The 23129-nt window shown below is 62.8% G+C and carries 23 protein-coding genes and 1 tRNA gene; 12 read left to right on the top strand and 12 right to left on the bottom strand.

Features of this window, described 5'->3' with window-relative positions; translation table 11 throughout:
- The first annotated feature begins 81 nt into the window (after positions 1–81).
- From IB277_RS16910 to IB277_RS16890, 5 genes are all read left to right on the top strand, one after another.
- Positions 82–666 carry a YigZ family protein gene (locus IB277_RS16910; RefSeq protein ID WP_110818536.1) on the top strand — a complete coding sequence of 195 codons (585 nt, stop codon included), beginning with the start codon at positions 82–84 and terminating at the stop codon, positions 664–666.
- Positions 667–843: 177 nt separating this feature from the next.
- Positions 844–1830, top strand: coding sequence for an aldo/keto reductase (locus IB277_RS16905; RefSeq protein WP_090295061.1), 987 nt, complete (start codon positions 844–846; stop codon positions 1828–1830).
- Positions 1831–1871: 41 nt separating this feature from the next.
- Positions 1872–2303 (top strand): DUF1810 domain-containing protein, encoded by a 432-nt coding sequence (locus tag IB277_RS16900; RefSeq protein WP_090295062.1) that lies wholly within the window; start codon positions 1872–1874, stop codon positions 2301–2303.
- A 492-nt stretch (positions 2304–2795) separates the two neighbouring features.
- On the top strand, positions 2796–3173 hold the full coding sequence (locus tag IB277_RS16895; RefSeq protein ID WP_090295064.1) for a MerR family transcriptional regulator: 378 nt from the start codon (positions 2796–2798) through the stop codon (positions 3171–3173).
- A 220-nt stretch (positions 3174–3393) separates the two neighbouring features.
- Complete coding sequence (locus tag IB277_RS16890) at positions 3394–4077, top strand: hypothetical protein (RefSeq protein WP_192371322.1); 684 nt, start codon at positions 3394–3396, stop codon at positions 4075–4077.
- 235 nt (positions 4078–4312) lie between these two features.
- On the opposite strand, the gene IB277_RS16885 is transcribed toward IB277_RS16890, so the two are convergent.
- The 3 genes from IB277_RS16885 to IB277_RS16875 all read right to left on the bottom strand — a co-directional run bounded on the left by IB277_RS16885 (position 4313) and on the right by IB277_RS16875 (position 8640).
- Positions 4313–4389: transfer RNA gene (locus IB277_RS16885), tRNA-Arg, on the bottom strand.
- Between the two features lie 321 nt (positions 4390–4710).
- Positions 4711–6192: a HAMP domain-containing sensor histidine kinase gene (locus IB277_RS16880; RefSeq protein ID WP_060519828.1), complete on the bottom strand. Its 1482-nt coding sequence runs from the start codon at positions 6190–6192 to the stop codon at positions 4711–4713.
- A gap of 444 nt (positions 6193–6636) precedes the next feature.
- Positions 6637–8640: a methyl-accepting chemotaxis protein gene (locus IB277_RS16875; RefSeq protein WP_034797297.1), complete on the bottom strand. Its 2004-nt coding sequence runs from the start codon at positions 8638–8640 to the stop codon at positions 6637–6639.
- Positions 8641–9037: 397 nt separating this feature from the next.
- Here IB277_RS16875 and rpmH point away from each other — a divergent pair, with 397 nt between their 5' ends.
- The 6 genes from rpmH to IB277_RS16845 all read left to right on the top strand — a co-directional run bounded on the left by rpmH (position 9038) and on the right by IB277_RS16845 (position 13866).
- On the top strand, positions 9038–9172 hold the full coding sequence (gene rpmH, locus IB277_RS16870; RefSeq protein WP_060519824.1) for a 50S ribosomal protein L34: 135 nt from the start codon (positions 9038–9040) through the stop codon (positions 9170–9172).
- 20 nt (positions 9173–9192) lie between these two features.
- A complete protein-coding gene (rnpA, locus tag IB277_RS16865) occupies positions 9193–9591 on the top strand; it encodes a ribonuclease P protein component (RefSeq protein ID WP_034797300.1) in 399 nt (132 codons plus the stop codon).
- Positions 9591–11378, top strand: coding sequence for a membrane protein insertase YidC (gene yidC, locus IB277_RS16860; RefSeq protein ID WP_034797302.1), 1788 nt, complete (start codon positions 9591–9593; stop codon positions 11376–11378). The genes rnpA and yidC overlap by 1 nt, the downstream gene beginning before the upstream one ends.
- Before the next feature lie 159 nt (positions 11379–11537).
- Positions 11538–12470, top strand: a complete 933-nt coding sequence (locus IB277_RS16855; protein ID WP_110818537.1) for a DMT family transporter — start codon at positions 11538–11540, stop codon at positions 12468–12470.
- Between the two features lie 56 nt (positions 12471–12526).
- The gene (yihA, locus tag IB277_RS16850; protein ID WP_060607324.1) at positions 12527–13180 is read left to right on the top strand and encodes a ribosome biogenesis GTP-binding protein YihA/YsxC; all 654 of its coding nucleotides are present in this window, start codon (positions 12527–12529) and stop codon (positions 13178–13180) included.
- 149 nt (positions 13181–13329) lie between these two features.
- Positions 13330–13866, top strand: a complete 537-nt coding sequence (locus IB277_RS16845; protein ID WP_034797308.1) for a DUF1269 domain-containing protein — start codon at positions 13330–13332, stop codon at positions 13864–13866.
- 13 nt (positions 13867–13879) lie between these two features.
- Here IB277_RS16845 and msrB read toward each other — a convergent pair whose 3' ends face one another.
- From msrB to IB277_RS16825, 4 genes are all read right to left on the bottom strand, one after another.
- Entirely contained in the window at positions 13880–14371 is a 492-nt protein-coding gene (gene msrB / locus IB277_RS16840; RefSeq protein WP_090295070.1) for a peptide-methionine (R)-S-oxide reductase MsrB, read from the bottom strand.
- Between the two features lie 212 nt (positions 14372–14583).
- Positions 14584–15141 (bottom strand): fasciclin domain-containing protein, encoded by a 558-nt coding sequence (locus IB277_RS16835; protein ID WP_090295071.1) that lies wholly within the window; start codon positions 15139–15141, stop codon positions 14584–14586.
- 166 nt (positions 15142–15307) lie between these two features.
- Complete coding sequence (locus tag IB277_RS16830) at positions 15308–16027, bottom strand: anti-sigma factor domain-containing protein (protein WP_060607221.1); 720 nt, start codon at positions 16025–16027, stop codon at positions 15308–15310.
- A complete protein-coding gene (locus IB277_RS16825; protein ID WP_090295073.1) occupies positions 16024–16563 on the bottom strand; it encodes a sigma-70 family RNA polymerase sigma factor in 540 nt (179 codons plus the stop codon). The genes IB277_RS16830 and IB277_RS16825 overlap by 4 nt, the downstream gene beginning before the upstream one ends.
- Positions 16564–16715: 152 nt before the next feature.
- On the opposite strand from IB277_RS16825, the gene argB reads away from it, so the two are divergent.
- Positions 16716–17603, top strand: coding sequence for an acetylglutamate kinase (argB, locus tag IB277_RS16820; protein ID WP_034797321.1), 888 nt, complete (start codon positions 16716–16718; stop codon positions 17601–17603).
- 64 nt (positions 17604–17667) lie between these two features.
- On the opposite strand, the gene bchE is transcribed toward argB, so the two are convergent.
- From bchE to IB277_RS16795, 5 genes are all read right to left on the bottom strand, one after another.
- On the bottom strand, positions 17668–19197 hold the full coding sequence (gene bchE / locus IB277_RS16815; RefSeq protein ID WP_110818538.1) for a magnesium-protoporphyrin IX monomethyl ester anaerobic oxidative cyclase: 1530 nt from the start codon (positions 19195–19197) through the stop codon (positions 17668–17670).
- A gap of 147 nt (positions 19198–19344) precedes the next feature.
- Entirely contained in the window at positions 19345–20115 is a 771-nt protein-coding gene (locus tag IB277_RS16810; protein ID WP_090295077.1) for an isocitrate lyase/phosphoenolpyruvate mutase family protein, read from the bottom strand.
- Positions 20112–21191 carry a bifunctional transcriptional activator/DNA repair enzyme AdaA gene (locus tag IB277_RS16805; RefSeq protein ID WP_089043201.1) on the bottom strand — a complete coding sequence of 360 codons (1080 nt, stop codon included), beginning with the start codon at positions 21189–21191 and terminating at the stop codon, positions 20112–20114. The genes IB277_RS16810 and IB277_RS16805 overlap by 4 nt, the downstream gene beginning before the upstream one ends.
- A gap of 57 nt (positions 21192–21248) precedes the next feature.
- Positions 21249–22163: a DMT family transporter gene (locus tag IB277_RS16800; protein ID WP_090295078.1), complete on the bottom strand. Its 915-nt coding sequence runs from the start codon at positions 22161–22163 to the stop codon at positions 21249–21251.
- A gap of 58 nt (positions 22164–22221) precedes the next feature.
- Positions 22222–23013 carry a sterol desaturase family protein gene (locus IB277_RS16795; RefSeq protein WP_162731809.1) on the bottom strand — a complete coding sequence of 264 codons (792 nt, stop codon included), beginning with the start codon at positions 23011–23013 and terminating at the stop codon, positions 22222–22224.
- Positions 23014–23129 lie beyond the last annotated feature (116 nt).

The raw sequence follows: 23129 nt of genomic DNA, 5'->3' as shown, positions 1-23129 counted from the left end.
CATCTACCAGAGCACAAGCTGCATCCACCGTGGCGCCGCCCCCAACAATCCGTTATCAGCGTCTGAGAAACGGAAGCAGCAATGTTCACCCTCAAGCGCACCGAAACGGCAAACCAGGACGTCAAGAAGAGCCGGTTTCTGGCCTTTGCCGCGCCCATTACCGATGAACAGGCGGCAAAAGACTTCCTCGCCGCCCATTCCGATCCTACCGCCAACCACAATTGCTGGGCTTGGCGCATCGGCCAGGCCTATCGCTTCAGTGACGACGGCGAGCCGAGCGGCACGGCCGGAAAACCGATCCTCGCGGCCATAGACGGCCAGGAGCTCGACCGCGTCGCGGTCGTGGTCACCCGCTGGTTCGGCGGCATCCTGCTCGGCAGCGGCGGCCTGGTGCGCGCCTATGGCGGCACGGCGGCGCTGTGCCTCAGGGCGGCGGAAAAGATCGAGATGATCGAGACCGTGCGCGCCACCGTCGCCCTCGACTTTTCCGACATGGCGCTGATCAAGGCGCGGCTTCTCGCGCGCGATGTGGCGATCATCAATGAGAGCTTCACCGACAAGGGGCCTGTGCTGGCGGTGGAGCTTCGCAAGGACGAGGCGGAGGCGATCCTCGCCATGGTCCTTGACCTCAGCCGCGGCAAGGCCGTGGTTTCGCTGGACGACTAGCCCCTTAGGTCCGAGAAACCCCACGGCGCAGCACCGACCGCAACGAACGGGTCACTGCCGAAAAATGTGCGCGGTATCCTGCGCCACGTCCCGCGCTAATTTACTCGATCCGAACAGTCATATTAGAAGCGCCCCAGCCAGCGTATGATCCGCGACGCACAAACAGGAGACAGCACGATGAAGACGAGAGTTCTTGGCAAGACCGGCGCAACCATATCCGAAATCGGCTTCGGCGCCTGGCAAATTGGCGGCTCCTGGGGCGATGTCAGCGAGGCAGACGGCAAGCGCGCGCTCAATGCCGCGCTCGATGCTGGCGTCACCTTCGTTGACACCGCCGATGTCTATGGCGACGGCCGCTCCGAAAAGATCATTGCAGCGGTGTTGAAGGAGCGCGGGGGCGACAAGCCCTTCGTCGCAACCAAAGCCGGCCGCCGGCTGAGCCCGCATGTGACCGAAGGCTATACCGGCGAAAACATCGAGGCCTTCATTGACCGCAGCCTTTCAAATCTCGGCGTCGAGACGCTCGATCTGGTGCAGCTGCATTGCCCGCCGACCGAGGTCTACTATAGGTCGGAACTGTTCGGCGCGCTCGACCGGCTCGTTGCCAAGGGCAAGATCCGCCACTATGGCGTCTCGGTCGAAAAGGTCGAGGAAGCGCTGAAAGCGATCGAATATCCCGGCGTTGCGACCGTGCAGATCATCTACAACATCTTCCGCCAGCGTCCGCACGAACTGTTCTTCGCGGAAGCGCAGAAAAAGAATGTTGGCGTCATCGTGCGCGTGCCGCTCGCCTCGGGGCTGCTTTCCGGCAAGATCAGCAAGGATACCGCATTCGCAGCCGACGACCACCGCAACTTCAACCGCCATGGCGAAGCCTTCGATGTCGGCGAGACTTTTGCCGGTGTGCCGTTCGAGGCGGCGCTGGAAGCCGTCGAGCAGCTTCGCCCGCTGGTGCCCGAGGGCGTGCCTATGGCGCAGTTTGCGCTCCGCTGGATCCTCGAGCAGCAGGCGGTCTCCGTGGTGATCCCGGGCGCCCGTAGTGAGGCTCAGGCGCAATCCAACGCCGCTGCCAGCGCGCTTGCCGCCATCGACGACGAGACCAAGGCGGCGATTGCCGCGGTTTACGAGCGGCTGGTGAAGGTTCATGTTCATCATCGCTGGTAACTGACGCCTCACCGACGGGGCGACCAAAGGGGGGCAGCGACATGAGCGATCCCTTCGATCTGCAGCGGTTCGTCACCGCACAGGACCGCGTCTATGCCGCGGTCCTCGATGAACTCGCGCACGGCCAAAAGCGAACGCACTGGATGTGGTTCGTCTTTCCGCAGCTTGCTGGCCTTGGCCATTCGGCAATGGCAGAGCGCTATGCGATATCCGGGCTCGGCGAAGCGTCGGCCTATCTCGCCCATCCGGCGCTCGGCCCCAGGCTGCGCGAATGCACCGAGCGGACCAATGCGGTTACGGGCAGATCGGCCCACGACATTTTCTCCAGCCCCGATGACATGAAGTTCCGGTCATCGATGACCCTGTTTGCCGAGGTCGAGAAAGACGGGGGGCCGTTCGGAGCGGCGCTTGCGCGCTATTTCGCGGGAGAGAAGGATCGGCGCACTATGGAAATCCTGGCGCAACGGCATTGATGCCGGCGTTCAAGCGCTCAAGATGCGCGTTTCGGCGACCGTCAGAGGTTGGGCGTCGAATGGATCAGGAAGAACAGGATCATGAAGGCACAAACCGAAAGGCCAGCAACAATCACCAGCAGTTCTTTCATCATATAGCGATACATCGGCACCTCCCTTCTTCAGCGGCCCCTTCCCCCTTCATATAGGAAGCCGAGGGACCGATTTTCACACTTCGGCGTCAAAAGATCGTGAACCCGCCCGCGCTTTCGTGATCGGATTCTTGATCGTTGCGGCCCGGCCCATTGCCGCCGTGACACCGCGTACGAGCAGCGTAAATCATTATATACTAACATATATTATTGTCTCCTAATCCTTTCGAAGGTCAGCGTCGCCGAGGCTGCCACTGACGGGCGCGAAACAAGCGGCACGACAACCATTGACGAATGGCAGATTGCCTTCTAAATCTACACCCAACGTCAGGTTTAGATAGGTGCCGGATTGTCGTCGCTCATGCAAATTGGGGAACTGTCGGAACGGGCCGGCGTCAGCCACCGCACGATCCATTACTACGAGCGGCTGGGCCTGGTGAAGCCGGCCGAGCGCGAAGGGGCCGGCTACCGATACTATGACGAGACCGCCGCGAAACGACTGGAGAAGATCGCGGCGCTGAAGCGTCTCGGTCTCAGCCTCGACGAGATCGCCGCTGTCATCGACCTCTATTTCGAGGATACAAGCGGCATCCGGGGAAAGGAGCGCGTGCTGGAAATCCTGCAAGCCCAACTCGACAAGACGAACGCCCAACTCGACGAACTCTCTGCATTCAAACGGGACCTCGAAAACAACATCGCCCGCATGCACGGGCTGATCTCCGAGGCGCGGCAAAAGTAAGCGCGGCACCAATGGGATTTGGCATATGCTTGATCTACACTTGACGTCAGGTTACGCTAATGGGTTCACTTGCCCTACTGGCTCGGCCCGCGCCGGCTCCGCTTCCGTTGTCGGCAGCGTCAGCTTCTTGAGCGCTCTCCTTGGCGATCCGCGATCGCAGGGCTCGATCTCATGACCACCTTCCGCCCCCCCCCCAAACCAGACAAAAGGAGCTCTGGACATGCCGCATAGATGCCCTCTCGCGGTCCTTGCCGCCCTCGGCCTTGTCGCCGTCACGGCAACCGCAAACATGGCCCTGGCAGAGACCAAGGCAACGCCAGCCGCGACCGGCAGTGCCCACCCCGCAGCCGCCACCATCGGCGCCTTCATGCCCGCCGGTTACCGCGAGGCAGCCCGCCGAACCGCCGTCGTCGATGGTGAAGCTGCGGAACTCGTCCGCTACGAGCGCGCCGACGGACGCAATGCCGCCCTCGGCGGCGAGCACTTCAGCACCGTCATCGCCGACGACGGCCGCCTCAAGGGTTTTGCCCGGATCGATCTGGACCTAGTCCGCCACCTGTTGCCGACACGCGAGGAAGCGCAGGCAATCGCCATGGACTTCCTGCGTGAAGCGGCGCCGGACCTTCTGCCGGGAATGAGGATCAGCTGGATCGACCCGCATGACGAGCCGCTACGGGTTACCCGCAAGGGACGCACCGAGGACCTGACCCTCACGGGCATGAAGGTCAAGATGCGCAACCAGGCCGACGGCCTCTGGATATGGGTCATCGTCGGCGCGGACCGCAAGGTCATGGTCTTCGAGCGCGACATTCACTGGATCAGCTTTCCCGGACGCCGCGGAACGGAAAAGTGGCTTCACGATGCCTGGCTCGTCGAGAAGGGCTACAGCCTGGGCCAGTCCTGATCGGCCTACCGGATTGAGGGAACGCGAGCCCTCAGGGCCGCTGACTGCTCGATTCGGATCCAGTGAAGGAGCGGCACCGCGATTTACCAGCCGCAAGCCTGGCCCGCGGAACGCTGCAAACGAAGACACTTGAAGGATGTGAGAGGCGCGTCGCGAAACGCAAGGTCGCGACGCGCGACCCAAGTGGCGATCAGGAAGAACCGGATCTAGACATCATCTATGCCTTTGAAAAGAATGGCGCACCCGAAGAGATTCGAACTCCTGACCCCCAGATTCGTAGTCTGGTGCTCTATCCAGCTGAGCTACGGGTGCTTTTGCCTGAAGCGGTCGAACCGCTTGCGTGAGCGGTTCTCTAAAGGGTCCTTTCGGGGATTGCAAGCGCCGTTCTGTAAAAAATTTCATTTTTACGACGGCACGCCCGCTTTGCTGTGGACCGAGGCAACCGCGCCGGCGCTGAACCCGCTGGAAAGCAAGGGGTGCCGCCGCAGGACCTGGCTGCGAAAAATAATTGAAGGGTGCCACCTCCGCCGCCCATGCGCCAGACGAGCCGCGCGCGGTGGTCGGTCAGACCCCGCCCAAATATGGAATCACCAACGGTTCCGGCTCGACACTCAAGAGGGTGAATGTGCGGCGCTAATGGCGGAACTTCGAACGGAAGGCGTCGAGCGGCACCGGCCGGTCGGGCAGCTCGATGCGAAACAGCGTGCCCGGCGTCGGCTTTTCGACGAGCGCGATCGTGCCGCCATGGGCCAACACCAGTTCGCGCGCGATCGCCAGCCCAAGCCCCGTGCCTCCGGAGCGTGCCGAGCCGCGGAAAGCGGCGAACAGGTTTTCCCGCGCCTTGGGCGGCATGCCGGGCCCGGTATCATCCACGGAAATGGTGACGACGCTGCCGATGCGCATGGCGGAAACGGCAACGGTGCGTGGGCGGCCATCCTCCGGCTCGTGATTGGTCAGCGCCTGCACGGCGTTGCGGCAGATGTTGTGCACCACCCGGAAGAGCTGCTCGCTGTCGGCGTCGACTTCGAGGTCGTCCTGCATCTGGATCTGGAAATCGATGCCGGATTGCGGATCGATCGCCAGCAATTCGGCGACATCGGAGACCAGCGGTTTCAGCGCAACGAAGCGTCGATGCGGCTCGGCCTCGGTCGTGCGACCGTAGGACAGGACCTCGCGGGTGTAGCCGACGGCGCGGTCGATGGTGCGCAGCAGGGTCGGCGCGAAGCGCTTGACCACCGGGTCGTCCACGTCGGCCAGGCGGTCGGAAATCAACTGCGCCGAGGACAGGATGTTGCGCATGTCGTGGTTGATCTTCGACACGGCGAGCCCGAGTTCGGCCAGGCTCTTCTGCTGCTTCAGCGTCTTTTGCAGCTCGCGCTGCATGCTGGCGAGATGCTGCCCGGCGACGGCGAGTTCGTCGTGCCCCTGCGGCGGTACGAGCACGCGGGCCGGATCGGCCGGATCGTTGGAAAACTCCTGCATGTTGGCCGTCATGCGCCGGATCGGCGCAATCAGCATGCGGTTGATGGCCAGGAAGATCAGCGCCGCGGTGATCAGCGAAATGATCAGCGACAGGACAAAGACGTTGCGCGAGTAGACGAGCATGGCCTTGCGCAGGCTCGCATCCTTCATCAGGAGCTCGATCGTCGCATCGCTTTCGCCGAGCGGCCCATAGACGCGGATCACGCGGTCGCCGCCGAAGAGCAGCGTATCGAAGGCATCGCGGATGGCAGCAACGGCTGTGGAATTGGCGACGTCGTACTCGCCCTGGATCTCAAGCGGCATGTCGGTGAGCGCGATCATGCGCGAGGCGTCCTTGCGCCGGATGACGATCGCCTTCGTGCCGGTCGCCATCAGCGTGTCCTTCTGGACGCTGCGCGGCAGTTCGACATTCTGCAGACCATCGACGACGACGGCAGCAGCGGCTGCCGTATTCAGCCGATCCTCGAGCCAGCGAATGCGCATGGTGGCAACTGACGGCGCGAAGATCAGCACTTCCGCCAGCATGACGAAGACAATGGTCAAGAGCAGCAGCTTGCCGGATAGGCCGCGGAAAAACCCGGCACCGGTTCTCAATGCCTCGCCTGCCATCGCCGGACGTGTTTCTTCCGCCATGCCTTACAAACTTTCCTGCCCGTCAACCAAAACGCCTGGGACCCCGTATGAACATCCGGGCCATGGGGCATCGCGCCTGGGGCGCATAATAGGAGATGGCCGCCGTTTTTCCAATCGCAGACGGACCTTAGAGGGTGCGGCATAGGCGCGGCTGTCTCTTCGTCTCGTGCCGTCGATCATGACAAAGGATCGCGTCCCGCCCATTTTTCTCCCCTTGCATCGCCGAAGCAAATTTCGGCGCGCCGCCGCCTCGGCTCGACCTACCTGCACAGAATTGGCATCGGTGTAAGTCACCCAGGGAACAGTTCGAGTGGCGAGCCTTGCGGACGACAAGGACAGCCGTGCGGCCTGATCGAGGGCAAGTCTGGAAGGCTCACGAAACAGAAAGCCCGCGGCACCTTATGGCACCGCGGGCTCCAATCACTTGGTGAGGCAATTCGCCGATCAGAACTCTTCCCAATCGTCCTTGGCAACCGCCGCAGCGGAGCCGCCGCCGCCAAACGCGCGGGCGACGTTGCCCATCATGCGCCGGGCGGGCGATGCGACCGGCTGGGCCGTCTCCCGAGCCACGGCGATCGGCCGGGCGGCAACATTGTCGACCTTGAAGTAGGCGATCAGGCTCGCGAGATTGTTGGCTTCGCCGGAGAGCTTGTGGGTTGCGGCATTCGCCTCTTCCACCATGGCGGCGTTCTGCTGGGTCACCTGGTCCATCTGGTTGACGGCAGTGCTGACTTCGCTGAGGCCCGTCGACTGTTCGCGCGCGGCCGTCGCGATCGAGTGGATGTGGTCGTTGATTTTCAGGACCCGTTCCTCGATCTCGCCAAGTGCCGAACCGGTCTCCTGTACCAGGCGGACGCCGGTTGCCACTTCGCTGCCCGACTTCGAGATCAGCGACTTGATGTCCTTGGCGGCACTTGCGGCACGCTGGGCGAGCTCACGCACTTCCTGTGCGACGACCGCGAAGCCCTTGCCCGCATCGCCGGCACGGGCTGCCTCGACGCCGGCGTTCAGCGCCAGCAGGTTGGTCTGGAAGGCGATTTCGTCGATCACGTTGGTGATCTGACCGATTTCGCTCGAGGCCTGCTCGATGCGGCCCATGGCGTCGACGGCGTTGCGCACGACGGCCGCCGACTGCGCGGCACTGTGCTTGGCTTCGTTGACCATGACGGTCGCTTCCTGCGCCCGCTCGGTGGAGCTCTTGACCGCAACCGTGATCTGGTCGAGCGCTGCAGACGTTTCCTCAAGGGCTGCGGCCTGCTGCTCCGTCCGCTTTGACAGATCGTCGGCGGCCGAACGCAGCTCGGACGAATTGCCGTTGATCGAGTCGGTGGTCACACGGACCTCGCGCAGCGTCTTTTGCAGCGTGGAAAGGGTTTCGTTGACGTTCTTCTGCAGCTCGGCGAAGGCACCCTGATAATGGCCGTTCATGCTCTGGGTCAGGTCGCCGGCCGCAAGGCTCGCAATCACTCGGCGGGTTTCGGCGATACCGGCATCGACGCTGCCGACCAGCTCGTTGACGCTGCCAGCAAAGCGGTTGAGGTCGTCGTTCTCGTAGTCCTTGCCTATGCGCTTGGTGAAATCACCGGCGGCAGCGGCCGCAACAACGACGCCGATGCTCGACTGCAGGTCGGCGCTCTTTTCACGCAGTACCGCTTCCTGCGCGTTGAGGTCGCGTACGGCCAGGCCGTTCTGCTTGAAGACCTGAACGGCTTCTGCCATTTCGCCGATCTCGTCCTTGCGGCCCACGAAGGGCACGTCCGCGGTGAGATCGCCGCCAGCCAGTTGCTTCATCTTGCCGGTCAACTCGAGGATCGGACGGCTCAAATGGTTCGTAGCGATGTAGAAGGCCGCTCCAATGCCGGCGATGAGGCCAAGGCCGGCGATAGCAAGAATCGTGATGATCACGCTGCGCTCGAAGGTGGCAACGTCAGCCGTCACGACTTCAAGCGTCTTCAGGTTGATGTCGACGACGCCGTCGATCTGCTCCTGGAACGCCTTGCGGTTGGCGCGATTGGCGTCGGTATTGCCCTGCTCGTTGCCAGCCTGCGGTGAAACTTCTTCGCCAAGCCGCGCCGTCTCGACGCGGAAGGTCCTGAATTCCGCGGCGCGGGCGACCAGCGTGTCGAAGGACGCTTTGGTGTCGGCGGGGATCAGCGGGCGCCAATCGGCGAGCAGCGTGTCGATCTTGTCGAGATTCTTGCGAATGCCCTCGGCAAAGGGCTTGGCCTTCTCGATGGTCGGGGCGGCATAGATGCCACGCGATTCCATGACGACCGCGGTCACCAGACGATTGAGGCGTTCCGCGTAGAAGGCGCGCTTCGCCACGTTCTCGTACTGGTGGAACTTTTCGTTGTATTTACTGACAGCAACCAGCGACATGCCGGTCACCGCAACCGCCAGCACGCTCATGATGCCGACAATTAGATTGATCTTACCGCGTATTTTCATCCCGACCTCCACGGAGTGACGAGAGCTTCCGATTATCGGACATGCCGCCGCCCCATATGCACCGGAGGGACCCTAAAATAGGCGTGGTTAATAAAGCTCGTCGCCCTCGACCGGCATTCTGGGGAGATCCAGTTAGGGCTCCATTTACCAATCTCGGCTAGTTGGCCTTCCTTTTCGCGGCCCGACGGATCGCCTTTGGCGGGTGCGCCGGCGGTTTTTGCGGTGCTGTCGCCACTGAATCGCCGCCCGCAATTGACTTTCCGGGAAAATTCCCCTTATAAGCCGCGCACGTCCGGTCAAGCCCTCCTGCCCGAAATGGCGGAGCCATGTCCGATAACGTAAACGCTCCTTGCTACACGCAAACCCAAGAAGGGCCGCACACCGCGGTATTAAATAAATGAAGCGTACCTACCAACCGTCCAAGCTTGTCCGCAAGCGTCGCCACGGCTTCCGTTCGCGTATGGCTACCAAGGGTGGCCAGAAGGTCCTCTCGGCCCGCCGGGCCCGTGGCCGCAAGCGTCTTTCGGCTTAAGCCGAAGTTGCCCGAAACCAGTGTCCGGGCACATGACGTCAGATAAAGACAAAACGACTGTCGGGCGGCTGAAAAGCCGTCCGCAGTTTTTGGCCGTTCGGGCAGGAGAAGGCCGCAGAGGCCCCTTGTTTCTCCTCGAAGTGCTCGACCGCAACGATCCGGAAGGCGAAGCCCGCGTCGGCTTCACCGTCACCAAGAAACACGGCAATGCCGTCGAGCGAAACCGGATGCGCCGACGCCTGAAAGAGGCGGTGCGGCTTTCCGCCGGGTTTGCAATGAAACCCGGACACGACTATGTGATTGTCGCCCGACGCGAACTCCTGAATGCTCCCTTCGACGCCTTGACCCGGGGCCTTCACGAGCGCATCGAAAACAAGCCGAAACAGAAGCGGCCGCCGGCCGGTTCCAGGAAACTATGATGGAAAAAAACCGCAACTATTTCGTGGCGATTGGCCTGTCCGTGCTGATCCTCATTGCCTGGCAGTTCCTTTACGTCAATCCGAAGATGGAAAAGGAACGCATCGCTGCGGAAGCGCTGCAGGCCCAGCAGGCGCAATCGCAGTCGGCAACGCCGACTCAAGCGACGCCGGGCCAGGCTCTGCCGGGCGGCGGCGCGATCCCGGGCGCCGGTGAAAACCGCGACCAGGCGATTGCCAAATCGGCCCGCGTTGCGATCGACACGCCGGCGCTTTCCGGCTCCATCAACCTGACCGGTGCCCGCTTCGACGACCTGAAGCTCAAGGAATACCGCGAGACGGTCGATCCGAAGAGCCCGGTCATCACCCTCTTCAGCCCGGCCGAAACGGTCGACGGCTACTTTGCCGAAATCGGCTATGTCGGCAGCGACGCAACCGGCACCGTGCCCGGCCCGCAGACCGTCTGGACGCTTTCGGGCGGCGACAAGCTGACCGCGGCGACCCCGGTGACGCTGACCTTCACCAACGAGAAGGGCATCACCTTCAACCGAACCATCTCGGTTGACGAACATTACATGTTCCAGGTGGTCGACAGCATCAAGAACGGCGCAGCCGAGCCGCTCAGCCTTTCCTCCTACGGCCGCGTGACCCGCTTCAACAAGCCGACGACGCCGAGCGTCTACGTACTTCATGAAGGCTTCATCGGCGTGCTCGGCGAGCATGGCCTGCAGGAACTGAAGTACGGCAAGATCGAGGACGAAAAGTCGGTCGAGCCGGGCAAGGCAACCGGCGGCTGGCTCGGCATTACTGACAAGTACTGGGCAGCGGCGATCGTTCCGCCGCAGGCAACCCCCTACGACACGCGCTTCACGCACTTCACCGACGGTCGCGCGCGCTACCAGAGCGACTACAAGAGCGACGCGATCACGGTCGCGCCCGGTCAGTCCTCGGAAATCAAGAACCTCGTCTTTGCCGGCGCCAAGGAAGTTCCTGTCGTCGACAACTATGAAGTGGCCTACTCGATCCCCAACTTCGACAAGCTGATCGACTGGGGCTGGTTCTACTTCATCACCAAGCCGATGTTCAAAATGATGGATTTCTTCTTCCGTCTGTTCGGCAACTTCGGCATCGCGATCCTGATCACCACGATCGTCGTCAAGGGTCTGTTCTTCCCGCTTGCCAACAAGCAGTACGCATCGATGGCGAACATGAAGAAGGTTCAGCCGAAGATGGAGGAACTGAAGAAGAAGTTCGGCGACGACCGCATGGGGCTGCAGCAGGCGATGATGCAGCTCTACAAGGAAGAGAAGATCAACCCGCTGGCCGGCTGCTGGCCGATCCTCATCCAGATCCCGGTGTTCTTCGCGCTCTACAAGGTGATCTACATCACCATCGAGATGCGCCACGCGCCGTTCTTCGGCTGGATCCACGACCTTTCGGCGCCCGATCCGACGACGATCGTCAACCTCTTCGGCCTCTTGCCGTTCGACGGTCCGGCCTTCCTGCACCTCGGCGTCTGGCCGCTGATCATGGGCGTTACCATGTTCGTGCAGATGCGCATGAACCCGACGCCGCCGGATCCGACCCAGGCGATGCTGTTCACCTGGATGCCCGTGGTCTTCACCTTCATGCTGGCCTCCTTCCCGGCCGGTCTCGTGATCTACTGGGCCTGGAACAACACGCTTTCGGTGCTGCAGCAGTCGATCATCATGAAGCGCCAGGGCGTGAAGATCGAGCTCTTCGATAATCTGAAGGGCCTGTTCTCGAAGAAGCCCAAACCGGCGGAATGACGCCAGCCGGTAGCACAATCGCAGAGCCCCGGACTTCGGTCCGGGGCTTTTTTTGTTTCCACGCCGCGGCGCGACACGCGGATGGCGTTGACGCGGACGTGCGGTCCGGGCATCTGGCGTTATTGAAATCAGCGCGCCCCTGCTCCAGGACAATTTGTCATGACCGATCCGTCGGCCACCTCCGCCCCGTTCGCCGCCAGCGAGAAGCTTGGCGCCCTGCTCGTCTTCGGCTCGGCCTTCTTCTGGAGCTTTGGCGGCGCGATTGCGCGGTTCCTGCACATTTCCGACAGCTGGACGATCGTCTTCTGGCGCTGCCTGTTTGCCGGCCTGTTCCTGCTCGCCTTCATGCTGGTGCGTGACGGACCGCGCGGCACGGTGGCCCTGTTCAAGGGCATGGGCTGGCCGGGCATCTCCGTCGGGCTCTGTTTCACCATCGCCTCGACCTCCTTCATCATTGCGATCTCCTACACGACGATCGCCAATGTCGTTCTGCTCGGCGCCGGGGTGCCGCTGTTTGCGGCGCTGATGAGCTGGGTGCTGTTTCGCGAGCGGGTATCGCGCTTCACCTGGGGCGCGATCACCGCCGTCATCTTCGGCGTCGGGATCATGGTCTCGGAAAGCCTGACGGGAACAATGTCACCGGTCGGCGATGCGCTGGCGCTGCTGATCCCCGTCGTCTTCGCGCTGGCAACCGTCATTACCCGCCGATACCCGCATGTGCGCATGACGCCGGCGACCTGCTTCGGCTGCTTTGCCGCAAGCGGCATTGCCGCCAGTCAGTCCTCGGGCCTGGCGGTGACTGGAGGCGAGCTCGCGCTGCTCTTCGTCTTCGGCGCCTTCAACCTCGGGCTTGGCATGGCGCTCTTCGTGACCGGTGCCCGGCTGGTGCCCTCGGCTTTGGCCGCGCTGCTCGGGACGGCGGAAACCGTGCTGGGGCCGCTCTGGGTCGCGATCATCCATGGCGAGGTGCCGAGCAGCCGGACGATCGTCGGCGGCACCTTCATTCTCCTGGCGCTGCTGGCCTACCTGCTCAACGAATTCCGGCGGACGCAAACCATCCCCACACGGCCGGTCCGCACGCCGACGCCTTGACATCCACGGCCAAAACCTTGAAGCCAAGGACTTTCTCGATGAAGGACCGACCGCCGATGGCCGATACCAGACCCAAAGACGACAAGCCGTTGTTCGGCCGGCCGTGGATTTTCATTCGCGGCGTCCCCGCCATGAAATTCCTGCCGCCGGAAGGACCGGCCGAGATTGCCTTTGCCGGCCGCTCGAACGTCGGCAAGTCGTCGTTGATCAACGCGCTGGTCGGCCACAAGGGTCTGGCAAGAACCTCCAACACCCCGGGCCGCACGCAGGAACTCAACTACTTCGTACCGGATGGATTTTCCGGCGAGGCCGACGACCTGCCGCCGATGGCGCTCGTCGACATGCCCGGCTACGGCTATGCCCAGGCGCCGAAGGAACAGGTCGATGCCTGGACAAAACTGGTCTTCGACTACCTGCGCGGCCGCTCGACGCTGAAGCGCGTCTACGTGCTGATCGACAGCCGCCACGGCATCAAGAAGAACGACGACGAGGTGCTCGACCTGCTCGACAAGGCAGCCGTCTCCTATCAGCTCGTGCTGACCAAGACCGACAAGATCAAGGCCGCCGGCGTGCCGCGGCTGATCGCCGAGACGCTCGAAAAGATCAAGAAGCATCCCGCCGCCTTCCCGGAAGTCCTTGCGACTTCCTCGGAGAAGGGCGAAGGGCTCGACGAGCTGCGGGCGGCAATCGGCATCGCGATCGCGCGCTAAAGGGGGCCTCAGGGCGTCCGGCATCGCGCTGCAAGCACCCGCCCATGCGAAATCGATGTCTTTGATCTCTGTCACTACCCCGACATGCAATCCGCGCTATCTCTGCGTTGCGTCCAGAACGGTGGCGCGGCCAGAGATAGGAGTGTGACATGTCCGATTTGATCGTTGTCGGGTTCGATTCCCCCGAGGAGGCTGACAGGGTTCTGGTCCGGCTCGCCGGGCTGAAGAAGGAATATCTGATCGACCTCGAGGATGCGGTGGTCGTCGTGCGCGACACCGAAGGCAAGGTCCACCTCAAGCAGAGCCTCAACCTGACCGCCGTCGGCGCCACCTCGGGCCTGCTCTCCGGCTCGCTCTGGGGCGGCCTGGTCGGCCTCCTGTTCCTCAATCCGCTGGCAGGCTTTGCAATCGGCGGTGCGCTCGGCGCGGGTGCCGGCGCCCTCTCGGGCTCGCTCAGCGACTACGGTATCGACGACGAATTCATCAAGTCGCTCGGCAACACCATCCCGAACAACTCCTCCGCTCTGTTCATCCTGGTGCGCAAGGTTCAGCCGGAAAAGGTTCTCGCCGAATTCCCCGACCTGCGCGGCCGCGTGCTGAAAACGTCGCTTTCGCCCGAACAGGAGCAGAAGCTGCAGGCAGCGCTCTCCGGCACAACAGCGGCTGCACCGCCCGCCGGCGCCTAATCGTCCGGCTGGCTTATCGAGACAGCACGAAGGCGAGCGCCAGGCCATTGATGCAATGGCGCTTGCCGGTCGGTGGCGGGCCATCGTCGAAGATGTGACCGAGGTGGCCGCCGCAACGGCGGCAATGGCATTCCGTACGGGTCATGAGCAGCGAATTGTCTTCCCGTGTCGCCACGGAATTGGGGAGCGATTGCCAGAAGCTCGGCCAGCCCGTGCCACTGTCATACTTCGCCTCGGACGAATAGAGCGGCAATGCACAACCGGCGCATTGGAAGGTGCCCTTGCGCTTCTCGTGGTTAAGCGCGCTTGTAAAGGGGCGCTCCGTGTCCTCGTGCCGAAGGATCCGGTACTGGTCGTCGGTGAGGGCTGCCCGCCATTCGGCATCAGATTTGACGACCTCGAAGGGCTCGATTCCCGCTGCCCATGCAAGCGGCGTGAGCCCGCGCAACGCGAATGCTGCGGCCAATGCCGTGCCTGCCATCAGGAAGACGCGCCGGCTGATCATGCTAACCTCCCACTTGGCCTAAAGCGCGTCACGATCATTCGCGCGGAGCGCTGTACGTTGTCGATTTGTCGGATGTCGCGATAGACGATACCGCCCGGACACACCCGCTGCAAAACAATGCCGTTCAAAGCATCGTGACGCGGTGAAAGGCCATCGGTGATACGACCTATGGTAAGCGCCAGGCCGCCGGCAGCGGCCAGGCGCCGCCGAACTCAGCCTTTCGGCAGGAGCACCTTGTCGATCACATGGATGACGCCGTTCGACTGCTTGACGTCGGCGATCGTTACCGTCGCCATACCGCCGGTTTCATCGGTCAGCATCAGCTTGCCGCCGTCTTCCCTGGCTTTCAGCACACAGCCGCCGACCGTTTTGACGTCATGCTCGCCGCCGTCCTTCTTGATCATCTCGGCAATCGTCGCCGACATCGCGTCGGCGGCAACGACATGGCAGGTCAGGACCTTGGCGAGCTTGTCCTTGTTCTCTGGTTTCAGAAGCGTGTCGACGGTACCGGCCGGCAGTGCGTCAAAGGCGGCATTCGTCGGCGCAAACACCGTGAACGGCCCCTTGCCCTCCAGCGTCTCCACCAGCCCGGCTGCCTTGACGGCGGCGACCAGCGTGGTGTGATCCTTGGAATTAACGGCGTTCTCGACGATGTTTTTCTCCGCATACATCGGCGCGCCGCCGACCATCGGATTTTCGGCATGGGCGACGAAGGCACTTGCTGCGAGGACGGACGCTGTTGCGACCAAGCGGATGGCAGACGTGAACATCTTCTCTTCCTTCCTGTTGAGGGAGGCGGCGCATGGGCCGCCCGCCGAAACTGCCGTTCCCTGCGGGGGAACAAGACAAGCAACGGAAGGACGAGAGAAAGAGTTTCAGGAATTTTCAGGAAAGTTAGTCGATTGATAAATAAGGGTATTTATCGAGATTACGCGCTCAGAGGTTTCGCGCCTTGCCGAGCGCGATGATCGGTCCGGTGGCCACGCCGGTCGGCGAACCGCCGAGCGGCTCGACGCTGACGGCAAGAACCGAGCCGGCGGAGATCCGCGAGCGGAAGGTCGACGGCACGGCGATTTCGCCCTCCCCGGTCTGCGGCAGGACACCGAGCGAGATTGCCGGATTGCTGCCGTTGATCAGCCAAAGTTCGAGGGATTTCTGTTCCGCCTGGCTGGCGGCCACCGGCGTTACCTGCAAGCGGCCCGATGCCCGGTCGAAGCGGGCGACGAGATCGATGGCGCTGCCTTTCCCCGAGAGCTCGGCAACAAGCGAGGCACCGGTCGACCGCGTCTCGAACAGGCCGGCCATGGAGGCGCCCATCACCAGCAGCGCGGCGAACGAGGCAAGCGCCAGTCCTCGCCAGAGCGCCAGCGAGTGCCAGAGCCCGCGGGACCGTACAGGTTCCGACCGCAACGTATCGAAAAGCTGCCGTTCGATCGCGGAGAACGTCCTGGGTGGGGGCACCACCGGATCATAGGCGTCGTCGAAGGAGGAAAGGTTGCTCTGCCAGCGGTCGACCATGGCGGCAAAGTTGCGATCGGAAGCAAGCCGGGCCTCGACCTTGCGGCGATCGTCGGCAGACAACACGCCGAGCACATACTCGCCCGCGATCACCTCGTCGCGGCGAAAGTCCCGGCCCTCTGGGGTTGGTGTCGTCATCGCTCCATACACTCTCGCAACTTCAGGAGACTGCGCCTCAACCAAGTCCGCATAGTGTTCAGCGGCACCGCGAAGACGTCAGCCAGTTCCTGGTAGCTCAGGCCTTCGACGTAGGCGCGCCGCACCGCTTCCGCGCGGTCTTCTTCAAGCTCCTCCATGCAGGCGTCGATCCGCCTGCCTTCTGCTCTCACGACTGCCAACTTTTCCGGATCGGCAGCAGGATCAGCCAAATCGTAGGCTTCGTCAATCACATTGGCAGCCGGTTTGCGCGCCCGGATGAAGTCGATGGCCTGATTACGCGCTATTGCCGCCAGCCAGGAACCCGCAGCCGCCTGTCCTTGCGAAAACCGGCCGGCCCGCTGCCAAATCTTGACGTAGATTTCCTGCAGCGCTTCTTCTGCCTCGCCCCGATTGCCAAGAATACGCAGGCAGATGCCGAAGAGTTTCGGACTGGTCTGCCGATACAGTTCGGCGAAGGCGTCGCGATCGCCGAGCGAAACGCGGCCAAGCAGGCCGGCCATATCCTCATCGATCATAGAACGCGCCCCGAAGCCTCATCTCTCCAGAGATAGGGCGCAGTTCACTTTGAACCAGCCGTATCGTCATTCGGCCTTTATGTTGCTCTCCGATCATTCCATCGATCCGGAACTTGCGCTAAACAGCAGCCGGTATTTTTCGAGGGTCCGCCATGTCCGCCAATGAAAGTGAAATCCAGGCACGCCTGCTCACCCAGGCCCTGCCCTACATGCAGCGCTACGAGAACAAGACGATCGTCGTCAAATATGGCGGCCACGCCATGGGTAACAGCGAGCTCGGTCGCGCTTTTGCAAGCGACATCGCGCTTTTGAAGCAGTCGGGCGTCAACCCGATCGTCGTGCATGGCGGCGGCCCGCAGATCGGCGCCATGCTGACGAAGATGGGCATCGAATCGAAGTTCGAAGGCGGCCTGCGCGTCACCGACGAAAAGACGGTCGAGATCGTCGAGATGGTGCTCGCCGGCTCGATCAACAAGGAGATCGTCGCGCTCATCAACCAGACGGGTGAATGGGCGATCGGCCTTTGCGGCAAGGACGGCAACATGGTCTTCGCCGAAAAGGCACGCAAGACCGTCAAGGATCCGGATAGCAATATCGAGCGCGTCCTCGATCTCGGTTTCGTCGGCGAAGTGGTCGAAGTCGACCGCACGCTGATCGACCTGCTCGCCCGCTCGGAAATGATCCCGGTGATCGCGCCGGTCGCGCCCGGCCGTGACGGCCACACCTACAACATCAACGCCGACACCTTCGCCGGCGCCATCGCCGGGGCGCTGAACGCCACGCGCCTGCTGTTCCTGACGGACGTTCCCGGCGTGCTCGACAAGCAGGGCAACCTGATCAAGGAACTCTCTGTATCCCAGGCCCGCGCGCTGATCGCCGACGGCACGATTTCCGGCGGGATGATCCCGAAGGTCGAGACCTGCATCGACGCGATCAAGGCGGGCGTTCAGGGCGTCGTCATCCTCAACGGCAAGACGGCCCATTCGGTGCTGCTCGAAATCTTCACCGAGCGCGGCGCCGGCACGCTGATCGTGCCCTGACGCACCCCGATCGGCAATGACATGACGAGGATCCGGAAGCCGTCTCACACAGCTTCCGGATTTTTTATGCGGCCTCGCTGTCCGATGGATGGCGCCTGCGGGGCGGTAACATCGATTCCTCCTCGGCCTCCTGCGGCGCTCCCCAGAACACCTCAAGCGACGGCCCGGCGGCGAAATGGCGGCGGCGGAAGACGAATTCGTAGAGCTCGTGAAACCAGACCCTGCGCCCCATGCGGGTGTACCACCGCATCGAATGGCGCTGCTGCGGGTCGCGGTGCAGGAGGACGCGCGCAAGGGCCTTTGGCCGCGCCTGGATCGCGACCTCGATCAATTTCACGCTCAGAAAAAGCACGACCGGGTGAAGGTGCTTCATCTTCAGCACCTGATGCTTGTAATCCCACTTGCGCATGTCCGGCTCGATGACGGTGCGATCCCTGGCGAGGCCAAAGAACGGGGTCCACCGGTGCGGCGTGACGTAGAGCGCCTGGATCTGGTCCGGGTCGTAGGAAAGAAGTTGCCTGAAACCACGCCAAAGATCGCTCAGGCGTTCCTCCTCGAAGCCGACCACCCAGGTGGCCATTGAAAGAATGTCGTGCTGGCGCAGGAGCGCGATTGCCTGCCGGTCGCTCGTGGTCGTCCCGCCCTTTTTGATCAGCTTCAGCGTCGCGTCATCAGTGTTTTCCATTCCGAGCAGCCAACGCACGACACCGGCCTTGCGATAGAGGTGCAATATGTCGGCATCGCGCACGATATCGTCTGCCCGCGTCGAGCCGACGATCTGCACCGGCACGTTCTCGGCGATCATGGCGTTCAGGAAGGCGAGCCAGCCCTTGCGCGACGAGGTCGGGTTTTCGTCGGCGAGATTGATCAGTTCCACGCCCTCTTCACGGTGGAGGCGGGCGATCTCCTTAGCGAACGCGACCGGATCCCGGTGCCGCCATCGCGTCCAGAAACCGCGCTGGCCGCAATAGTTGCACAAATGCGGGCACCCTCTCGAAAACTGCAGCACGACAGCGCGTTTTCCGCCCCAATAACTGTAGTGCCGATGCTCGATCAACTCCCAGCCGATGCGGTAGGCATCGAGATTGGCGATCGCCTCGGTCGGACGGGTGGCGAGCGCAACCCCGTCATCATCGCGATAGGCGATGCCCGGAACCTCGCTCAAGGGTTCTAAGGATGACAGGGCGCGCACGAGCCGTCGCACTGTCTCTTCGCCCTCTCCCCTGACGATGTAATCGAAGGCGCCGCCCTCGCTTAGAACCTCGCGCCAATGATAGGTCGGGAACACACCGCCATAGATCACCCGGACGGACGGTGCGGTCATTCTGACATCGCTGGCAATACGCTTGGCCGTCGGGTGGGCCGACGTCGACCCCGAATGACCGATCAGCAGAAGATCCGGGCAGTCGTCGAGCACGCGTGCGACAATCTCTTCGAAGCCCAAAGGGCCGAATTCGCAATCGATGAGCCGCACGGCGTGGCCATCATCGATGAGCGGCCCGCCAACGGCGAGCAGGCCGAGCGGCGGAAGATGATCGTCGGGAATACGGCTGCCGATGGCCGTATGCGGCGGATTGAGCAGAACAATCTTCATACGGTGCCTCTTGGGTCGCAAAGAATTGCCAGAGACACGATAAAGCTGAAGATTGCGGAAATAACAGCTCCAGGCTGCGGCCAAAAACGTACGTTTTCGCGGTGAAATCGCGCAACTTGCGCAGCGCGATTTCATCGAGCCCCGAGCTCAGCGCGGAGCGTAGACCTCGGTCGCCGCCGCCTTCAATTCTTCCATCATCACGCGGTATGGGCCCGGACCGTAGCTGGCGCGTGACACGCCGGCGCGGGCGAGCGTCTTCAGGTCGGGTGCGGCCGGGCGCATCATGATGTTGACGGGCAGGATCGAGGCGGCGCAGACCTTGGCGATCAGCGCCTCGTCCACCAGCCACGGTACGAAGAAGCCGCTGGCGCCCGCTTCGGCATAGGCCTTGCCGCGGGCGATCGCCTCGTCGACGAGGCCGGCATGCCGGCTCTCGTCACCCTCCTGCAGGAAGAGATCGGTGCGGGCATTGATGAACAGGGGGATGCCGCGCCGGTCAGCCATCTCGCGGATGGCGCGGATGCGCTCCGCCTGCTTTTCGACCGGGTGCACGCCGCCCTTGCCGACGATCTGGTCCTCGAAGTTGATGCCGATGGCGCCGACGTCGAGGATGCGCGAGACATTGGCGGCACCGGTCGCAGCGTCGTCGGAGTAGGCGCCTTCGAAATCGATGCTGACGGGCAGGTCGGTGCTCGCCACGATCAGGCGTGCGATATCGGCAAGCCAGGCCAGAGGCACCTTCTCGCCGTCGCCGAAGCCGTGGGCGGCCGCCACCGACCAGCTTCCGGTCGCAAGCGCCTTGGCACCGGCCTCTGCCACGGCCTTGGCGCTGCCGGCGTCCCAGATGTTGTAGAGCACTACCGGGTCACCCTTCTTATGCAGGGCGGCGAAGGCGAGCGCCTTTTCCTTCTGGTTCATTGTGTTTCCTCCACCAACAGGCTGACTGGTTTCATTTTCGCCTCGTGCCGAAGCAGCCACTGTTTCCGCCAGAGCCCGCCACCGTAACCGGTCAATGAGCCATCCGCGCCGATGCAACGGTGGCACGGAATGACGATGGCGATCCGGTTGGAACCGTTGGCCTTGGCGACCGCACGTGCGGACTGGATCGTAGCGACCTCGCGGGCAATGTCACCATAGGAACGCGTCCCGCCGGCGGGAATCTTCACGAGCTTCGCCCACACGTTGCGCTCGAAGGGCGTTCCCCCGGGCGCAAGCGGAGTTTGAAATCCGCCCGCCTCGCCGGCGAAATAGCTCTTCAACTCGCCTTCGATCTGATCGATCGGCGCCGTCCGGCCGGGGACGATGGCCGAGCGCGTCGCGCGCTTCAGCGCCTCCAGTTCCGTCGGCAGCGCCTTGCGTTCGTGGAACTCCAGCAAATGGAGGTGCGTCGCATCGGCAACCGCGACCATCGGCCCGATCGGCGTTTCGATCCAGTCGGACGAGAGCAGCGCCCTCCCCTGCGCTGCCGCCGGCGCATCGCCGAGCAGGCGCTGGAAGGCTGCGCGAAACCCGCTCGGCGACTCGTAGCCGGCCTCGAGCTGGGCGTCGATCACCCGACCACCGTCGGCGAGCTGGCGGGCGGCGAGCCCCAGGCGACGATGGCGCGCGAGATCGAGGAAGGTGATGCCGAGCGCGCGCTTGAAGGCACGCCGGACGGTCGAGGGATCAAGCCCGCGGCACACGATGTCGTCCTCGCTCCAACGGCGCTCCGGTGCTGCTTCCAGCGCCTGCAGAAGCTCCTGGACGAGCGGATCCTTGGCGCCGAACGTGGCAAGCGGCCGGCAGCGCTGGCAGGGACGGAACCCCGTCTCCAGGCAGGTGCCGATAGAGCCGACGAAGATCGTGTTTTCCCGCTTCGGCTTGCGGGCCGGGCAGGACAGGCGGCAGAAGACGCCTGTTGTCTTGACGCAGACGAAGGCCGAACCTTCGTATTCGCTGCTGCGCGCCATCAAGGCGTCGTAGAGCGTTTCATCGGAGGGAAGATCGAACAACATGCCGCGGTTCTAGCATGACCACGGCTCGGGAGACGCCGGTTTTCGGGCGTCTATTTTTCAGATCAGCACCAGCATGACGACACCGAGCACGATCAGCAGGCAACCCAATAGCTCCAGTCTGTTGATCCATTCGCGGAAGATGAAAAAGGACGAGGCGAAGGTGAAGAGCATTTCCACCTGGGCGACGACCTTGACGACGGCCGCCTGCTGCAGGGTCATCGCCATGAACCAGCCGAAGGAGGCAGACGCGCCGACGAAACCGACGACAAAGGCCGGCTTCCAGGCAGCCGCGATGCGCGGCAGCTCGTCGCGTTCGCGCACCACGATCCAGATCAGCATGACCACGGTCTGCAAGAGGATGACGAAGCCGAGCGTGAAGCTTGCCTGCATCATGTAGTCGGGTGCCGGCAGGCTCGGCGCCAGTGCCAGCGACGCCGAACGGTAGGCGACGGCCGAAAGGCCGAAGAAGGTGCCGGACAGCAAGCCGATGCCGGCCGTGCGCGAGAATACCGAGGTCACCAGCGTGCGCGCACTCAGGGTCGTGCGCGCCACCGAAATCAGCATCACGCCGACGACCGAGATGGCGATTGCCACCAGCGTGCCCTCGCTCGCCTTTTCGCCGAGGAAAATCAGGCCGAAGAGCGCTGCCTGCGCCGGTTCCGTGCGCGAATAGGCGGTGCCGACGGCGAAGTTGCGGAAGGAGAAGAGATGGACGAGCAGGAAGGTTGCGGCGATCTGCGCCAGCCCCCCGATCACCGCCCAAAGGAAAAAAGTGCCGTTCGGCACCGGAAGCGGACGGCCCACCACCTGCCAGAGCACAACGAGATAGAGGAAGGCGAACGGCAGGCCGAAGCCGAAGCGCACGAAGGTCGCGCCCGTCGTGCCCATGACGCCTTTCAAGTGTTTCTGCATTGCGGAGCGGACGTTCTGAAGGAAGGCCGCGGCGATGGTGATGAGGACCCAGGTTTCCATCGTTTCGAGCTAGCATGCAGGCCGGCTCGTTGCCAAGGACCACCTAACGGACCGGTTGCTAGTCCGCCCTTTCCCGCGCCTCTGCGAGCTCCGTGCTCTCGCTGATCGTGATCCGGGGCGCCTCGTCCTCGAAGGTCTTTACCCGCTGATCGTAGTTCGGCGCGAGCGTTCCGAGCACACGGTCCCAGAAGGAGAAGTAGTTGGCGTAATTGTACCTGAAGCCCGAATGGTGCTGATCATGGAACGTCGTGCACAGCAGCGGAGACGGGTAGCGCGCGGTGGAGGCGGCAAAATACTCGAAGCCGCAATGGCCGATCATGCCGTTGAAATGTTCGAACAGCCGATGGGCGATGAGCACCAGCGGCGGAAACGGCACGACGAAAACGACGACGGCCGAAAAGCTCTGAAGCAGGAAGTTGTCGAAGACGTCCTCGGAATAGGTGCTCCAGATCGTCGGCGCCACGCTTTTATGATGCAGGGCATGCAGCGGATAGAGCCACTTGGTGTGCAGCAGCCGGTGCATGAAATAGAACCAGGCATCGTAGAGGATCATGCTGAGCACGAAGAGCGGCAGGGCGTTCCACCAGGTAAGCGTCCAGGGCGCCGGCGCCCAGCCCTTCTGCTGGGCGTAGAGTCCGATCGTCAGCGGCAGGCAGGCGCTGAACATCGATTTGAGGCTCTGGCGGATCTCGGCGCTGCGGCGCTTGTCGGAACCGCGTCCCTTCTGGATCTTTCGCTCGGGATTGCGCTCGTTGAGCCATGTGATGCCATAGCCAAGCGCGAAATAGGTAACGACGGTGAACGTGTAAAACCCGAACAGAAAGAGCAGATAGAATACTTCGTTCGACATTGGCATCCGCATCCCCGAGCCAAAAACCGCGCGAGCCGGAAGATGCCACGCACAACCGCCAATTCAAAGCGCTAATCTATGCGCCAGCATTACGCCCGGCCCCGCATCGCCATTTT

The sequence above is a fragment of the Ensifer sp. ENS07 genome, from assembly GCF_014852185.1.
Taxonomy (GTDB): domain Bacteria; phylum Pseudomonadota; class Alphaproteobacteria; order Rhizobiales; family Rhizobiaceae; genus Ensifer; species Ensifer adhaerens.
This window is presented reverse-complemented; position numbering and strand designations above follow the sequence as displayed.

Excerpts from the sequence above, each read along its gene's own strand:
- IB277_RS16910 (WP_110818536.1), top strand. The coding sequence starts at position 82 with ATGTTCACCCTCAAGCGCACCGAAACGGCAAACCAGGACGTCAAGAAG.
- IB277_RS16905 (WP_090295061.1), top strand. The coding sequence starts at position 844 with ATGAAGACGAGAGTTCTTGGCAAGACCGGCGCAACCATATCCGAAATC.
- IB277_RS16900 (WP_090295062.1), top strand. The coding sequence starts at position 1,872 with ATGAGCGATCCCTTCGATCTGCAGCGGTTCGTCACCGCACAGGACCGC.
- IB277_RS16895 (WP_090295064.1), top strand. The coding sequence starts at position 2,796 with ATGCAAATTGGGGAACTGTCGGAACGGGCCGGCGTCAGCCACCGCACG.
- IB277_RS16890 (WP_192371322.1), top strand. The coding sequence starts at position 3,394 with ATGCCGCATAGATGCCCTCTCGCGGTCCTTGCCGCCCTCGGCCTTGTC.
- IB277_RS16880 (WP_060519828.1), bottom strand. The coding sequence starts at position 6,192 with ATGGCGGAAGAAACACGTCCGGCGATGGCAGGCGAGGCATTGAGAACC.
- IB277_RS16875 (WP_034797297.1), bottom strand. The coding sequence starts at position 8,640 with ATGAAAATACGCGGTAAGATCAATCTAATTGTCGGCATCATGAGCGTG.
- rpmH (WP_060519824.1), top strand. The coding sequence starts at position 9,038 with ATGAAGCGTACCTACCAACCGTCCAAGCTTGTCCGCAAGCGTCGCCAC.
- yidC (WP_034797302.1), top strand. The coding sequence starts at position 9,591 with ATGGAAAAAAACCGCAACTATTTCGTGGCGATTGGCCTGTCCGTGCTG.
- IB277_RS16855 (WP_110818537.1), top strand. The coding sequence starts at position 11,538 with ATGACCGATCCGTCGGCCACCTCCGCCCCGTTCGCCGCCAGCGAGAAG.
- yihA (WP_060607324.1), top strand. The coding sequence starts at position 12,527 with ATGGCCGATACCAGACCCAAAGACGACAAGCCGTTGTTCGGCCGGCCG.
- IB277_RS16845 (WP_034797308.1), top strand. The coding sequence starts at position 13,330 with ATGTCCGATTTGATCGTTGTCGGGTTCGATTCCCCCGAGGAGGCTGAC.
- msrB (WP_090295070.1), bottom strand. The coding sequence starts at position 14,371 with ATGATCAGCCGGCGCGTCTTCCTGATGGCAGGCACGGCATTGGCCGCA.
- IB277_RS16835 (WP_090295071.1), bottom strand. The coding sequence starts at position 15,141 with ATGTTCACGTCTGCCATCCGCTTGGTCGCAACAGCGTCCGTCCTCGCA.
- IB277_RS16830 (WP_060607221.1), bottom strand. The coding sequence starts at position 16,027 with ATGACGACACCAACCCCAGAGGGCCGGGACTTTCGCCGCGACGAGGTG.
- IB277_RS16825 (WP_090295073.1), bottom strand. The coding sequence starts at position 16,563 with ATGATCGATGAGGATATGGCCGGCCTGCTTGGCCGCGTTTCGCTCGGC.
- argB (WP_034797321.1), top strand. The coding sequence starts at position 16,716 with ATGTCCGCCAATGAAAGTGAAATCCAGGCACGCCTGCTCACCCAGGCC.
- bchE (WP_110818538.1), bottom strand. The coding sequence starts at position 19,197 with ATGAAGATTGTTCTGCTCAATCCGCCGCATACGGCCATCGGCAGCCGT.
- IB277_RS16810 (WP_090295077.1), bottom strand. The coding sequence starts at position 20,115 with ATGAACCAGAAGGAAAAGGCGCTCGCCTTCGCCGCCCTGCATAAGAAG.
- IB277_RS16805 (WP_089043201.1), bottom strand. The coding sequence starts at position 21,191 with ATGTTGTTCGATCTTCCCTCCGATGAAACGCTCTACGACGCCTTGATG.
- IB277_RS16800 (WP_090295078.1), bottom strand. The coding sequence starts at position 22,163 with ATGGAAACCTGGGTCCTCATCACCATCGCCGCGGCCTTCCTTCAGAAC.
- IB277_RS16795 (WP_162731809.1), bottom strand. The coding sequence starts at position 23,013 with ATGTCGAACGAAGTATTCTATCTGCTCTTTCTGTTCGGGTTTTACACG.